Genomic DNA, 12546 nt, shown 5'->3' on the forward strand with positions numbered 1-12546 from the left:
TTTACTGGGCCCGTTTTTCGACGATCAACCCCAGCGCCCCACCCATCAGCCCCCCAACCAGGGTGGTTCGGGCGTGCGTTATCATTGGCCCTCGTGAGCCTTACTCTTGGAATTGTCGGTCTGCCCAACGTGGGCAAATCCACCCTGTTCAATGCGTTGACCCGCAACGAGGTCCTGGCGGCCAACTACCCGTTCGCGACGATTGAGCCGAACGTCGGTCTGGTTCCGCTGCCAGACAAGCGCCTTGACCGTCTCGCGGAGATCTTCGGTTCCGCCGAGATCCTTCCGGCGACGGTGTCGTTCGTCGACATCGCCGGCATTGTCAAGGGTGCTTCAGAGGGTGAGGGCATGGGCAACGCCTTCCTGGCCAATATCCGCGAAGCGGATGCGATCTGCCAGGTGGTGCGCGCGTTCTCCGACGACAACGTCATTCACGTCGACGGCAAGGTTGACCCGGCCAGCGACATTTCGGTGATCAACACCGAGCTGATTCTCGCGGACCTCCAGACCATTGAGAAAGCGCTGCCGCGTCTGGAAAAGGATGGCCGGAAGGACAAGGACATCGCTGCCCAGGCCGAGGAAGCGAAGAAGGCCCAGTCGATTCTGGAGAATGACCGCACGCTCTTCGCCGCGTCCAAGGCGGGGGAGATCGACCTCGCTCTCGTGCGCGACCTGCACCTCATGACCGCAAAGCCGTTCCTCTATGTTTTCAACTCCGACGAAGGCGTGCTCACGGACGACGCGAAGAAGCAGGAACTCCGCGACCTCGTCGCACCCGCCGAGGCCGTCTTCCTCGACGCCCAGACCGAGACCGAACTCCTCGAGCTCGACGAAGAGGACGCGACAGAGCTCCTCGCGGCCGTGGGCCAAGACGAGCCCGGCTTATCCACGTTGGCTCGCGCCGGCTTTGAAACCCTCGGCCTCCAGACCTACCTCACCGCCGGCCCCAAGGAGTCCCGCGCCTGGACCATCCACAAGGGCGACACCGCCCCCAAGGCCGCCGGTGTCATCCACACCGATTTTGAGAAGGGCTTCATCAAGGCCGAGATCGTCGCCTTCGACGACCTCGACGCGCTGGGCTCCATGGCCGAAGCCCGCGCCCACGGCAAGGTCCGGCAGGAAGGCAAGGACTACGTCATGGCCGACGGCGATGTCGTCGAGTTCAAGTTCAACGTGTAGTGCTTAACCTCTGCGAGGAACTCTTTGATCCCGGGACGTGATGAGGACTGGGGCTATTGTGCTCCCCCGAACGCTACGGCCCGGGGGCACGAGGCTGTGTCGCAGGTGCAAGCGAGAGGACCAGGAGTGAAACACAGACCGCTGAGTCGACGCAGTCACGGTAAAGACGGAGCCGTCTAGGCGGTGCTCGAGGTTGTGCGAGACACGGTGACGCTGGGCGTCGGTAAGCGATGCGCATTCGGCGACATTTATGGAAAGCTGAGCTTTGCCGTCCGTCGTGTTGACGCCCTGGCTGCCTGGAGTCGACGATTCCGCGAAACGCTCTGCGAGATCGGCGGCGGCGATGACCGCACCGTCGGGGATCCCCGGGCTATGGTCAGGTCGATCATGCCGCCGAGCCTAGGTGCCCACAACCCTTTCTCGTCTCGGCGGAAGCGGAGACCGCGTCGCGACGGCCGGGATCCAGCCTCAGTATTATCCTCGTCACCGGTTGATCCGAACGCTTTTTGCTCCTCCTTCTCCCGTCGGGCTCCGATTTCAGCGCCCTTCGCAGGTGACAGTGATCGCTGGATCCGCTCGAACTACCGGTTCCGATCAGCGGTCGAAGGATTTTCGCAGCAGCCGGATCTGCGGCGTCGGTGCCGCCGCCGTAGCCTGACGAGCATCCCCGCCATGACGGCCATCACGACGGCGGTCCCGGCACCGATGATCCAGGGATTACCGAGGAGCCCACCGACGCCTGCGAGTGCTCCGCCCGCCGCGATGAACGGCAGGCCGCAGCAGAGCAGCGACGGAAGCGCGCAGCATGCCAGCAAGAGCAGCCCGGTCCCTGCAGCGACGACGGGACCGGCGCGCCGTTCGTCGCGGTCCTGATCGGCGCTCATCGTCTGCTTCAGGATGAGATCTCCCCGATTGCCTGCGTTGCCGTTCATGCGCAGCACGACAGCAGCGACGGGTCAGTGGTGAAGGCCTTCGCGGCGATCCGGATGCCCTCGGCCATGGTCAGGTAGGGGGCCCAGGCGTTGGCGACCTCGGCGACGGTCCTGCCGAGCACGTGGACGCCTGCGGCGGCGAGCTCCCCGGCGTCCTTGGCGACGGCGGTCAGGCCGAGGATCTCGTTCGTCTCGGCGTTCACGACGATCTTGATGAAGCCGCGGGTGTCGCGGTTCACCAAGGCGCGGGGCACGTGGTGCAGGGGCAGGACGCGGCAGTCGCAGCGGATCCCCGCGGCGAGGACGTCCTTCTCGGTCATCCCGACCGCGCCGATCGCGGGCCCGGTGAACGTCACCCGCGGCAGGCGGGCGTAGTCGACGGACCGGTCGGCGTCGGCGAACGCGTTCTCGGCGACGAGGGTGCCGTGGTGGGCGGCGACGTAGACGAACTCGGGGTGCCCGGTCACGTCGCCCGCGGCCCAGATCCGCGGGTTCGAGGACTGCAGCCGGTCGGAGACGACCACCTCGCCGGAGTCTCCGGTATTCACCCCGACCGCATCGAGGTTCAGGCCATCGGTGACGGGACGGCGTCCGAGGGCGACCAGGACCTGGGCGGCGCGGAACTCCTGCGAGCCGCCGGACAAGGCGGCGGTCACGACGGCCTCGCCTCCCGTGCCGCGGGAGACCCGGGTGGGCACTGCGCGGCTGACGACGCGGATGCCCTCGTCGGCGAACACCTCCTGGAGCGCCTTCGACACCTCCGGCTCCTCCTTCGAGGCGAGCCGGGACCGCACGAGCAGCGTGACCTGCGAGCCGAGGCGGGCGAACAGCTGCGCCTGCTCCAGGGCGACGTAGCCGCCGCCGAGCACCAGCAGCGACTCGGGGACCTCCGTCAGCTCCATCGCCGTGGTCGAGGTCAGGTATCCGGTCTCCTCTAGGCCGTCGATCGGCGGTGCCCACGGGCGAGAACCAGTCGCGACCAGGTAGTGGTGGGCCTCGATGGTCTCGACGCTTCCGTCGGATCCGGCAACATCGAGAACCGGCGCATCAGGGGTGCCCACGAACGAGGCGTCGCCGCGGAGGACCTGCCAGCCGTAGGAGTCGGCGACGTCGGCGTACTTCTCGCCGCGCAGCGACTCCACTAACGCTTGCTTCCCAGCGATCAGCGCGGGCATGTCGACGGGATCCGCCGTCGTCGCGATCCCGGGGAACCGGGTTGCGGCGTCGACGGCGACGTGCCGCGCGCCGGCCGCGGCGATGAGCGCCTTCGACGGGACGCAGCCCGTGTTCACGCAGGTGCCGCCGAGCGTCCCGCGCTCGATCATCACCACCGACTTCCCGAGCGTGCTGGCGCGGATCGCAGCGGCGAACGCGCCGCCTCCCGATCCGATGATGGCGAGATCGTACTTCGTAGGCATCGCTGCTCCTGTCAACTCTTGGCTTTCTGCTCTGTCTCAGCCATACTGGACCTTCCAGTGCAGGGGAAGGTCAAGCGCGGCCACGGAGGGAGACAGCAATGCGGATCGGAGAACTCGCCGAGAGGGCGGGCACTACCGCGAAGACCCTTCGCTTCTACGAGGAACAGGGCCTTCTGCCCCCGCCCGAGCGCACGCCGTCCGGATACCGCGACTACGCGCCCGAGACGGTCGCTCGGATCGACTTCGTCCACCGCGGCCAGGCCGCGGGCCTCACCCTCGCCCAGATCCACCAGATCCTCGACATCCGCGACGGCGGCCATGCGCCCTGCGAGCACGTGCGCGACCTGCTTGACGTGCGCCTCGCTGAGATCGAGCAGCAGATCGCGCAGCTCTCCGTGCTGCGCGACACTATCGCAGACCTCAGACAGGACGCCGCGCACCCGGACCCTGAAACGTGCAGCACCGATCAAGTGTGTAGGTACTTGTAGACGACGGGAGTCAATGACTCAAACGCTACAACCCCGATATGCGCTAGCGCATGTCGATGCCGCCGGTGCCCACCTCGATATTTTTGGTGGTGGCCGCGACAGCACACAGCAGCGGCATCGGGGCGGAGGCCTGCAGCGCGAAGTGGTGGACTCGGAAGGACGCGTTGTTCACGCCGATTTCGTCCGCAGCCTGGGTGATCTCCAGATGAGTCTTGGCGATCTTTTCCGCAGATGGCCCGCGCTAGCTGCCGAAGGCGTAATGCCCGAAGCTTAAGAAGCCGAACGCTTTCATTGGATAACACTCCTTTTGATGGTGTTAACGAGAGGGGGTAACTTTGCAACGACATACCGTCGAGTTCAAGTTCAACGTAACCTAAGGCGCGCCAGTGTTAGTCGTATGACAACACGTGCTGCCATTTACCTTCGCGTCAGCGCGAAGACTGTGAAGCCATTGCATAGCAGCGTGGCTGGACGGTCGTGCACACCTATGTGGATCAGTCGATCTCGGAAAGACGTGGAACGTCCCGACAACGACGCGATGGTCGCTAGTCTTCAGTGAGGCGAGCTAGACGCGATTATCTGCTGGGACTTGGATCGTCTGACACGACAGCCCGCGCAGCTCGTGGAAGGTCCCGCCGTGGGCGGTCGTCGTCGGCGCGGCCCTGGTCGGCTGGATTGTGCTGTGAACTTCGCTCTCGCCCGGTGCTCGGCGCTGAAGCGCGCCAAGGGAGGGAACCGGGACTAGAGCGTCACGTTGGCCAGCACCGCGCCGGTGGGTTGCGCTGCGCCGGCGGCGACTTCCTCGGTTACGAGGACTGAAGCAGTTCCACCGGGCAGCTGCATCCACACGTCGTCGTGGGGTTCTTGGCCGATGACTCCAGCCGATTCCACGGCGCCGTCATCCATGACTGCCCACACTTGTGCCCCCATGCCGTCGTCGAGAGCTGGCTGGCCGTTGACCATGGCTCCGCCCTTGCCCATGTCAGAGCTGATTACGATGTCGAGGCTCGCGCCCATCGCGTCGGCCTGACCTTGACGCGCGTCGTCAGCCTCCATGATTGCGTGCATTTCGTTGACGCTTTGGGCTGTCACGGATTCGCGTGACTCGTCGACAGTGAATTGGGTGACCGCGAACCCGCCACCGGCGATGAGCACAACGGCGGCTGCTGCGGCGGTTGTGAGACGCCGCCCGGAGCGGTTCTTCCGCGCGGTGTCGAAGTCAGCGACCTGGTCGGTGACGTCGATACGCCCCATGATTGCGCGTTTGAGCTCCGGTGGCGGGGTGACCGGCGTGGCCGCGGAATTGAAGAGGTCCTCGATATCTTTATCCATCACAGGCCTCCTTTCAACGACACGGCCTTGCGAAGCTTTTGCAACCCGTCGCGCACCCGGGTTTTGGCTGTTCCGAGAGCGACGCCAGTGGCATCGGCGATTTCTTGGTGGGTGAGTTCCCCGAAATACGCGAGCATGAGCGCACTTCGATGGGGCTCTCCGATTGAATCAATGAGTTCTTGCAGCTCCTCAGACTCTAGTCGCTGTTGAGCTTCGTCCTCAGCGGCAGCGACCCACGTAGTCAGTTGACTGTTGAAATCGTCGGTGTCGCGGGCTTGGGAGCTGCGCCAGCTCCGCAGCCGATCGATGGCTCGCGATTTGGCGAGCCGCAGTACCCATGACTTGGCGCTGCCGCGGTGTGGGTCGAAGGTGTGGGCGCTCTGCCATACCTCCACGAAGACTTCTTGGGTGACCTCTTCCGCTTGGGCCCGGTCACGCAAGATGTGGGTGGTCAGACCTAGAACCTGTGGGGCCAGAACGTCGTAAAGCTCGGCGAAGGCGACTTTATCGCCCGCGCGCACGCTTTCTAAAAGACGGTCAGGATCCACAGATTCTAAACCTAACACCTGGGTCATGTGCTACTTGGATTCCCTCATTTTGTCTTCGCTCATCATGGCATCGGAGGACGGGGCCATGGAATCGCTCATCATCGCCTCGGAGGACGGGGCCATGGAGCCGTCCATCTTGTCCTCCATCTTCTCCTCGGTGTCGTTGCATGCGACGAGGCCGGTGGCGGCGATGACGATGGCGCTGACGCTGGCGATTGCGCGGTTAATAGACATAGTGTCTCCTTCACTTTTTCGGTTCGCAGGCGCAGTGTTTCTGGCCCGTCACTGAGTACTACGGAGCCGGGGGCTGATGCGGATTGGACCAATCCGGTGCGGGTGCTCACTCCGTAGTGCTGGGTGTAGGAAAGGCAACCGGAAAGTAGAGGAAACTCATGATCAGCGTGATTCTTGTCGGATTCATCGGAGGTGTGATCACGGCATTGTCGCCGTGCATTTTGCCGGTGTTGCCGGTGGTGCTCGGTGTCAGCGTCGGGCGTAAACCGTCGCACGTGGTGGCAGGTTTGGTCGTGAGCTTCGCCGCGATCGCGCTGCTGGGTACGATTCTGCTTAGTGCGCTGCATTTGCCACAGTCGGTATTGCGCTGGGCGGGAGTGGTGTTGCTGGCATGGGTGGGGCTGGGAATGATTTTCCCGCCGGTGGGAGAAGTGTTGCAGAAGCCCTTTGACGCGCTTCCGCGCCCCACGGCATTGCAGGAGAAAACGCGCGGCAAGGGAGGTTTTCTCATCGGTCTGGCCCTTGGCGCGGTGTACGTTCCGTGCGCGGGCCCGGTGCTTGCAGCGGTGACGGTGGCGGGCTCGACTGGGCAGATCGGCTGGAACACGGTGGTGCTCACTGTCGCGTTCGCGATTGGGTCCGCGCTGCCGCTGTTCGTGTTCGCCCTGGCGGGCAACAAGATCGGTGACAAGGTAGACGCGGTGCAGCGCCACCGTAACGCCATCGGCGTGCTCATCCTGGTCTTCACTGTGGCGTTGGCTCTCGACGCGCCGGCGGCGATCCAGCGTGCGCTGCCGAATTGGACGTCGTCGCTGTCGAACCGTTTTGAGAATTCGGACTTGGCCAATGACGCTCTCAGCAAGGTCGGCCCAACTGGGAGCGGTTCACTGCAGTCGTGCCGCCGCGCCGACCCCGCGCAGCTGCAGGATTGTGGCCCGGCACCGGAATTCGCGGGGCTGACGAACTGGATCAACGCCGACCAGCCGCCGAGCCCGCAGGACGGTGGTGTCATGCTCGTTGATTTCTGGGCGTACGCCTGCATCAACTGTCAGCGTGCAGGGGAGCACATCACCAAGTTTTACGACACTTATCGAGATTCCGGCCTCACCGTCGTTGGCGTCCATTCCCCTGAGTACGCTTTCGAGCACGAGCTGGGCAATGTCCGCAACGCCGTAGAAAAGGAAGGTATCCACTACCCGGTGGCGCAGGACAATGACTTCGCTACGTGGAGGAATTTCAACAACCGCTACTGGCCAGCCCGCTACCTGGTGGACAAGCACGGCAACGTCCGGCAGATCGTGGAAGGGGAGGGGAGCTACGCCGAGACAGAAAAGCTCGTGCGTGAATTGCTTATCGACGTCAACCCCGACGTCGACCTCCCCGAACCGGTCGAAGGTGGCGAAGCAGCAGGCGGTACAAAGGGCCGCAACCCGGAAACTTATCTCGGTACTGCGCGCGCCGAGTACACCAAGCAGCCCGGTTACACCGACGGCGAGCACGACCTCGGTGAACCGGCCGCCCCGGAGCGCGGCAAGTTCACTCTGAACGGGACGTGGATTCTCGAGGAGGAATCAGTGCAGACCACCAAAGGAGGACACCTGGACATCAACGTCTTCGCCAAGTGGGTCCAGCTCGTGGTTTCGGGTGAAGGCGAGATCGAGGTCGAGTATCCGGACGGTGCGAAAAAATCGTTCCCGGTCACAGATGGAACCCTCGACCTTGTGAAAGGCGACACGCCCACCGAGGGAGTGCTGCGCATCCGGCCCACGGCAGGCGTGAAATTGTATTCGTTGACCTTCGGCTAGGCAGAGACAAACTTGTCCAGCGCCTCGGCGAACCGCGCGACGGTGCCGTCGACGTCAGCCCACTTGTCTAGGCCGAACAGACCGATGCGGAAGGTGGAGAAGCTCTCCGGCTCGCCGTCCTGTAGCGGAACACCGCCGGCGATCTGGACGCCGGCCTGCTTGAAAGCGGATCCGTTGGCCTGCTCCGGGGTGGTGGCGTGCATGACCACGATGGAGGTGGCCTCGAAGCCCGGTGCGGCAACGGAGACGCAGCCTTTGTCCGCCAGCAGCTCGCGCACCTTGGTGCCCAGCTCGACCTGGCGGGCGGTGTACATTTGACGCGCATCTTCCCGTGCCCTACTGCTTCCCAAGTTGCCAGATGTTCCGGGAGCGATAGTGCCATGACCGCATCCTGCAAGAAACTCCACCAGCTCGATGCGGCAGTCTCTCTTGACTCCCTCGGTGTGCCGCCTGGGAACCGTTTAGAGGCGCTCAAGCGCGACAGGAAAGGGACTTTCAGCATCCGGGTCAATGACCAGTGGAGAATCACTTTTCGCTGGACGAGCGCGGGGCCCGAGCAAGTGACCATCGAGGACTACCACTAAGGAACGCCATGTCGGAGAAGCTTTACCCGCCGATTCATCCTGGAGAGATTCTTCTCGAGGATTTCATTGAGGGATTTGAAATCACTCAGCACAAGCTTGCCGTATCGATCGGGGTGCCCCCTCGTCGTATCAACGAGATCGTGCACGGGAAACGCGGAATTACAGCTGACACCGCGCTCCGTCTCGGAAAATACTTTGGCGTCGAGCCTATGTTCTGGATGAATCTGCAGAACCAGTATGAGATTGAGGTGGCGGAGGACAAGGCCCTCGCTGAGATCGAGCGGATTCAGCCGGTCCAAGCTGCCTCGGCATAAGCCCGAATTAGGGAATCTGGGGCCGTCGCCTCGTCGACTTCAGCTCCGAGCGCCGCTTCTTTGCTTCGAGACGGCGCCGTACCGAGCCCCTCGTCGGCTTCGTTTTCCGCCGTGGGGGAGGCGGTGGGGTGAGCGCCTCGCGCAACAAGGTGGCCATGCGTTCCCGCGCCTCGGCACGGTTGCGCACCTGCGACCGCTGCGTCGATGCGCTCACGGTGAGCACCGTGCCGTCCAGGCGGTGTTCGAGGTTGTGGAGGGCGCGGCGGCGTTGGGCGTCGGTAAGCGATGCGCACGCCGCGATGTCGATGGAGAGCTGCACCTTGCTGTCGGTGGTGTTGACGCCCTGGCCGCCCGGACCCGACGACTTCGCGAACCGCTCCGTTAGGTCGGCAGCGGCGATGACTGCACCGTCGGGGATCCCCGGGCCGGGTGCGATGGTCAGGTCCTGCATGCCCAACACCCTACGTTCACCCTGAGGATGAGGCGGCTGAGTCTGTGCTGTCGGTTGTTAATCGCGATAAATCTCGCGGCGGTGGCCTATCGAAAGCACCGCGATTGTGACCGTGCCTTCATCGATGAGGGCGAGGATCCGGTACGCGCCGACGCGATATCTCCACTCGCCGGAACGATTTGCGGAGAGCCCTTTCCCAAATGCCCGCGGGTTGGTGCAGCCGTCTAAATTTTCTTTGATCCAGGTGGCGATGAGCCGCGCGTCGAAGCGGTCCATCTTCTTCAGCTGCTTCCGTGCACGGGCCGTGAATTCGACCGTGTAGTGGTCCGTTGGTGCCATCATCGGGGCCGCTACGTATCGAGATCGGCGAGAATATCGTCCAGGCTGTACCGCTCGCCGGTGTCGTGCGCGATGGCTTCTCGAAGCTCCTGCAGATCATGCGCATCTTCAATCTTTTCCAAGATCGCATTGCGGGCGTAATCGGAAAGAGTTACGCCCTCGAAGCGAGCGTACTTACGCACGAGCTCTGCATCGTTGTCATCCATCCGAATCGTCATCGTAGCCATGTTTACCCCTTTGATCAGTGTGAATACACTGTATTCGTTGGTTGCTCGATGTGCAATAGGTGGGGCGGAGCCCGTCGCAAAGCACCTGCTCCTAGCGCCGCGGCAGCACGACCTCGGGGTACTTGCGCACGTAGCCGACCGCGATGACGACTAGCGCTGCGAACACGCCGATGACGGTCTCCGCGGTGCGGGCGAGCAGAATCGGCCAAACGGGGGAAGCCTTGACTGTCTGCACCATCAGCAGGGCGGTCGGGGTGATGAAGCTGGCGGCATCTTAAGTGGAAAGGTATCTTTGCGCCGACACGTCGTCGAGATCAAGTCCAACGTTGAGCGTTTAACGTCGTCACCAATGGAGGTACTCTCGCACCACAGCGCCTCCGAGTTGGTTGAGGTCGGGTGCAACGACGTTGGCGCCGGAGCGGTTAGCGAGGGCGTCGATAAGCGAAATGAGCCCTGGATCATCCCCGAGGCGGAAGAAAGTGATCTTTGTTCCGCGCTTGGTCACCGTGTCGAGCGCGTCGACCGTGCGCGCGAGCGTAATGCGGTCGGTCGGCCAGTTGAAGTAGGCCTCGCCCCATTCGGTCAGGATGGAGGTGGGCTCGCCGTCGGTGACGATGAGCAGCGTCGGGTCGTAGCCGGCGTGGCGGGTGAAGAACTCGTTGGCGAGAAGCAGCGCGTGCTGCAGGTTGGTGCCCTTCTCCTGCATCGGCGGCAGGGCGGTGAGTTCTTCGATCGTGAGCGTCTGAGCGTAGCGGCCGAAACCGATAAGAGCTAGCTCGTCGCTGCGGAACTGCGTGGTGATGAGGTGATTCAGCGCCAGCGCTGTCTGCTTCATCGGCGTCCAGCGGCCCTCCATCGCCATGGAAAAAGAGGTGTCGACAAGGAGCGCGACAGCATTTTTCGTGCGTGCTTCGGTCTCGACCACCTCGATGTCGTTCACGGTGATCGAGAACGGCTCGCCGCTGGCGGCGCCGCGCTGGAGCGCGTTCGTGATGGTCCGGGTGGTGTCCCACGCCTGAGTGTCGCCGAACTCCCAGGGGCGGGTGCCGCCGGTGGGCTCGCGCTGTTGGCCGGCGAGGCGGGAATCACGCTGGCCGCGGGATAGCTGGGAGGTCGCGCCCTTCAGCAGCTCCTTGCCCAGCAGGCGCAGCGCTTTCGGGGACAGCTGCAGCGCGCCGGATTCGCCCTTGTTCAGCAATCCGGAGTCGCGCAACGCTTTCTCCAAGTCGCGCAGCTGCTTAGCGCTGGTGGCGGCGACAGCGCCTAAGAGGTCGGCGACGTCGTCTACGTCGATGTCTCCGGGGCGTTCGCCGCCGAGGATGTCCGCGAGCTCGTCGAGGCGTCCGAGGTCGCGCATCGCGCGGGTTGCTTCGCCGAGGCCCGTGCCGTCCGATGCGCTGTCGCCGTCGAACGATTCGGACCCGGTCCAGTCCAAGTCGGGGCGGATGCCGCGCAGGTTTGCGTCGAGCTCGCCAACCAGGTTCATCAGCTCCTCCGAGCCGAAGGCCTGGGCCGCGAGTTGCATGAGCTCGGCGCGCTGCTCGGGTGTCATGGAGTTGAGCAGGCGTTGCGCTGCCGCCGAGCGCTGTGCGAGCAGCTCCACCAACTCCTCTATGTTGCGGGGGTTCTCCGGAAACTGGTCCCCGTGCTTGGCCATGAATTCCTGAAAGTCCTGCTCCGTGGCCTTGCCGGCGCGATGTTTGCCCAACAGCACGTTGAGATCGCGAAGCATCTCGGCGACGGCCGCCCGATCCTCATCGGTGGCACCTTCCAGTGCGTCCTTCATGCCGGCGAAGCGCTGGTCCAAGAGTTCGCGGCCGATGAGGTCCTTGATCTGCTGGTACTTCTCGCGCGCTTCGGAGGAGGCCCAGTCGTAGTCGTTCAGTTCGGTCACTGCGGCCGCGGGGGAGCCGGGCAGGTTGTCCAGCGTCATCTCCCGCATGGTGCGGTCGAGATCGTCCATGTCCACATCGCGGGCGAGTTGACCGCGTTCGGCGAGCACCGCTTCGTCGAGAAGCTTCTTCGCTTCTTGGAGCGTGCCCCCGAGGTTGGTTTTTTGAAGCAGGTCCTGGCGGCGCTCCGCGATCTGGCGCAGGAAATCGTCGTAGCCCTCTCGACGCAAATATTCGCGCATGGCCTGCTCGGCGGAATAGCCGTACATGACATCGTCGGCGATGGCGCGCACCGCCTTGGCCAGGTCGGGCGGCGGGGCGAGGGGGTCCGGGCCCGGGGTGTATTTGCGGTAGCGGCGCTGGCTAACCATAAATGGTCTCACCTTCACCGGAGTCCTTCGAAATCTTCTGGGTGAGGTAGAGCGCCTCCACCGCGAGCTCGATGGCACTAGCGCGCTCGCCCTCGCTCTCGGCGTTGAAGGTCGACGCGATGTCGTCGTAAAGCGTGCCCTCGAGCTGGGGTAGGCCGTTCAAGAACTCTGCAGCCGTAATGTTTTCTCCAGTGGTGATGAAGGTGGAGCCGTCGAGCGCCTCAATCAGCGGGGCGAAGTCGAGCCCCTTGATACGGCTGCGAAGGGACTGCGCAACGGCATTGCGCAGCAGGTACTCGAGGATGTCCCATTCGCGGCCCTCTTCGCCGTGTTCGAACTCCACCTTGCCGCCAAGCACGTCGACGGCGGCCTCCAGGTCCACGAGGCGGGCGACCGGGTCCTCGCCGGTGACCGCCGCGCGGCGGGCGGCGG

Annotated in this window: 16 protein-coding genes and 2 pseudogenes; 5 read left to right on the plus strand and 13 right to left on the minus strand. The window is 63.8% G+C overall.

Annotated elements, in window-relative coordinates:
• The first annotated feature begins 93 nt into the window (after positions 1–93).
• Positions 94–1179, plus strand: a complete 1086-nt coding sequence (ychF, locus tag CZ338_RS01510) for a redox-regulated ATPase YchF (protein ID WP_087116774.1) — start codon at positions 94–96, stop codon at positions 1177–1179.
• A gap of 581 nt (positions 1180–1760) precedes the next feature.
• Here the strand turns inward: ychF and CZ338_RS01520 are convergent.
• Both CZ338_RS01520 and merA read right to left on the minus strand, forming a co-directional pair.
• Positions 1761–2111 (minus strand): hypothetical protein, encoded by a 351-nt coding sequence (locus CZ338_RS01520; protein WP_087116775.1) that lies wholly within the window; start codon positions 2109–2111, stop codon positions 1761–1763.
• Positions 2108–3529, minus strand: coding sequence for a mercury(II) reductase (merA, locus tag CZ338_RS01525; protein WP_087116441.1), 1422 nt, complete (start codon positions 3527–3529; stop codon positions 2108–2110). Before merA ends, CZ338_RS01520 begins: the two co-directional genes overlap by 4 nt.
• Positions 3530–3627: 98 nt before the next feature.
• On the opposite strand from merA, the gene CZ338_RS01530 reads away from it, so the two are divergent.
• A complete protein-coding gene (locus tag CZ338_RS01530) occupies positions 3628–4017 on the plus strand; it encodes a heavy metal-responsive transcriptional regulator (RefSeq protein WP_070491030.1) in 390 nt (129 codons plus the stop codon).
• A gap of 46 nt (positions 4018–4063) precedes the next feature.
• Here the strand turns inward: CZ338_RS01530 and CZ338_RS11300 are convergent.
• The 4 genes and pseudogenes from CZ338_RS11300 to CZ338_RS01555 form a co-directional block, all read right to left on the minus strand.
• Positions 4064–4309, minus strand: a pseudogene (locus CZ338_RS11300) (LLM class flavin-dependent oxidoreductase); the annotation flags it as partial.
• Between the two features lie 449 nt (positions 4310–4758).
• Positions 4759–5349, minus strand: coding sequence for an anti-sigma factor (locus tag CZ338_RS01545; RefSeq protein WP_087116443.1), 591 nt, complete (start codon positions 5347–5349; stop codon positions 4759–4761).
• Positions 5349–5897, minus strand: a complete 549-nt coding sequence (locus CZ338_RS01550; RefSeq protein ID WP_087116776.1) for a sigma-70 family RNA polymerase sigma factor — start codon at positions 5895–5897, stop codon at positions 5349–5351. Before CZ338_RS01550 ends, CZ338_RS01545 begins: the two co-directional genes overlap by 1 nt.
• A 30-nt stretch (positions 5898–5927) precedes the next feature.
• Positions 5928–6131 (minus strand): hypothetical protein, encoded by a 204-nt coding sequence (locus CZ338_RS01555; protein WP_235839378.1) that lies wholly within the window; start codon positions 6129–6131, stop codon positions 5928–5930.
• Between the two features lie 158 nt (positions 6132–6289).
• Here CZ338_RS01555 and CZ338_RS01560 point away from each other — a divergent pair, with 158 nt between their 5' ends.
• Positions 6290–7936, plus strand: coding sequence for a cytochrome c biogenesis protein CcdA (locus CZ338_RS01560; protein ID WP_087116445.1), 1647 nt, complete (start codon positions 6290–6292; stop codon positions 7934–7936).
• Here the strand turns inward: CZ338_RS01560 and CZ338_RS01565 are convergent.
• Positions 7933–8250, minus strand: a complete 318-nt coding sequence (locus CZ338_RS01565; RefSeq protein ID WP_204211802.1) for a hypothetical protein — start codon at positions 8248–8250, stop codon at positions 7933–7935. The genes CZ338_RS01560 and CZ338_RS01565 overlap by 4 nt on opposite strands.
• A gap of 66 nt (positions 8251–8316) precedes the next feature.
• Between CZ338_RS01565 and CZ338_RS01570 the strand changes: the two genes are divergently transcribed.
• The gene (locus CZ338_RS01570; protein ID WP_143341228.1) at positions 8317–8520 is read left to right on the plus strand and encodes a type II toxin-antitoxin system RelE/ParE family toxin; all 204 of its coding nucleotides are present in this window, start codon (positions 8317–8319) and stop codon (positions 8518–8520) included.
• A gap of 8 nt (positions 8521–8528) precedes the next feature.
• A complete protein-coding gene (locus CZ338_RS01575; RefSeq protein ID WP_087116447.1) occupies positions 8529–8834 on the plus strand; it encodes a HigA family addiction module antitoxin in 306 nt (101 codons plus the stop codon).
• A 7-nt stretch (positions 8835–8841) separates the two neighbouring features.
• Here the strand turns inward: CZ338_RS01575 and arfB are convergent, their stop codons facing one another.
• The 6 genes and pseudogenes from arfB to CZ338_RS11010 all read right to left on the minus strand — a co-directional run.
• The gene (gene arfB, locus CZ338_RS01580) at positions 8842–9285 is read right to left on the minus strand and encodes an alternative ribosome rescue aminoacyl-tRNA hydrolase ArfB (RefSeq protein ID WP_087116449.1); all 444 of its coding nucleotides are present in this window, start codon (positions 9283–9285) and stop codon (positions 8842–8844) included.
• 57 nt (positions 9286–9342) lie between these two features.
• Positions 9343–9627, minus strand: a complete 285-nt coding sequence (locus tag CZ338_RS01585) for a type II toxin-antitoxin system RelE family toxin (RefSeq protein WP_087116451.1) — start codon at positions 9625–9627, stop codon at positions 9343–9345.
• Between the two features lie 8 nt (positions 9628–9635).
• A complete protein-coding gene (gene relB, locus CZ338_RS01590) occupies positions 9636–9851 on the minus strand; it encodes a type II toxin-antitoxin system RelB family antitoxin (protein WP_087116453.1) in 216 nt (71 codons plus the stop codon).
• Positions 9852–9942: 91 nt separating this feature from the next.
• Entirely contained in the window at positions 9943–10089 is a 147-nt protein-coding gene (locus CZ338_RS10855) for a hypothetical protein (protein ID WP_154669276.1), read from the minus strand.
• A gap of 105 nt (positions 10090–10194) precedes the next feature.
• Positions 10195–12114, minus strand: a complete 1920-nt coding sequence (locus CZ338_RS01595; protein ID WP_087116456.1) for a vWA domain-containing protein — start codon at positions 12112–12114, stop codon at positions 10195–10197.
• Positions 12107–12546 (minus strand): annotated as a pseudogene (locus tag CZ338_RS11010) (magnesium chelatase); the annotation flags it as partial. The pseudogene CZ338_RS11010 and the gene CZ338_RS01595, both read right to left, overlap by 8 nt.

Origin of the sequence: Corynebacterium urinipleomorphum (assembly GCF_900155535.1) — a bacterium.
GTDB classification, from domain to species: domain Bacteria; phylum Actinomycetota; class Actinomycetes; order Mycobacteriales; family Mycobacteriaceae; genus Corynebacterium; species Corynebacterium urinipleomorphum.

Coding starts and splice junctions, on each gene's coding strand:
- CZ338_RS01520 (WP_087116775.1), bottom strand. CDS start 2,111: ATGAACGGCAACGCAGGCAATCGGGGAGATCTCATCCTGAAGCAGACG.
- merA (WP_087116441.1), bottom strand. CDS start 3,529: ATGCCTACGAAGTACGATCTCGCCATCATCGGATCGGGAGGCGGCGCG.
- CZ338_RS01530 (WP_070491030.1), top strand. CDS start 3,628: ATGCGGATCGGAGAACTCGCCGAGAGGGCGGGCACTACCGCGAAGACC.
- CZ338_RS01545 (WP_087116443.1), bottom strand. CDS start 5,349: ATGGATAAAGATATCGAGGACCTCTTCAATTCCGCGGCCACGCCGGTC.
- CZ338_RS01555 (WP_235839378.1), bottom strand. CDS start 6,131: ATGTCTATTAACCGCGCAATCGCCAGCGTCAGCGCCATCGTCATCGCC.
- CZ338_RS01560 (WP_087116445.1), top strand. CDS start 6,290: ATGATCAGCGTGATTCTTGTCGGATTCATCGGAGGTGTGATCACGGCA.
- CZ338_RS01565 (WP_204211802.1), bottom strand. CDS start 8,250: ATGTACACCGCCCGCCAGGTCGAGCTGGGCACCAAGGTGCGCGAGCTG.
- CZ338_RS01570 (WP_143341228.1), top strand. CDS start 8,317: ATGACCGCATCCTGCAAGAAACTCCACCAGCTCGATGCGGCAGTCTCT.
- CZ338_RS01575 (WP_087116447.1), top strand. CDS start 8,529: ATGTCGGAGAAGCTTTACCCGCCGATTCATCCTGGAGAGATTCTTCTC.
- arfB (WP_087116449.1), bottom strand. CDS start 9,285: ATGCAGGACCTGACCATCGCACCCGGCCCGGGGATCCCCGACGGTGCA.
- CZ338_RS01585 (WP_087116451.1), bottom strand. CDS start 9,627: ATGATGGCACCAACGGACCACTACACGGTCGAATTCACGGCCCGTGCA.
- relB (WP_087116453.1), bottom strand. CDS start 9,851: ATGGCTACGATGACGATTCGGATGGATGACAACGATGCAGAGCTCGTG.
- CZ338_RS10855 (WP_154669276.1), bottom strand. CDS start 10,089: ATGGTGCAGACAGTCAAGGCTTCCCCCGTTTGGCCGATTCTGCTCGCC.
- CZ338_RS01595 (WP_087116456.1), bottom strand. CDS start 12,114: ATGGTTAGCCAGCGCCGCTACCGCAAATACACCCCGGGCCCGGACCCC.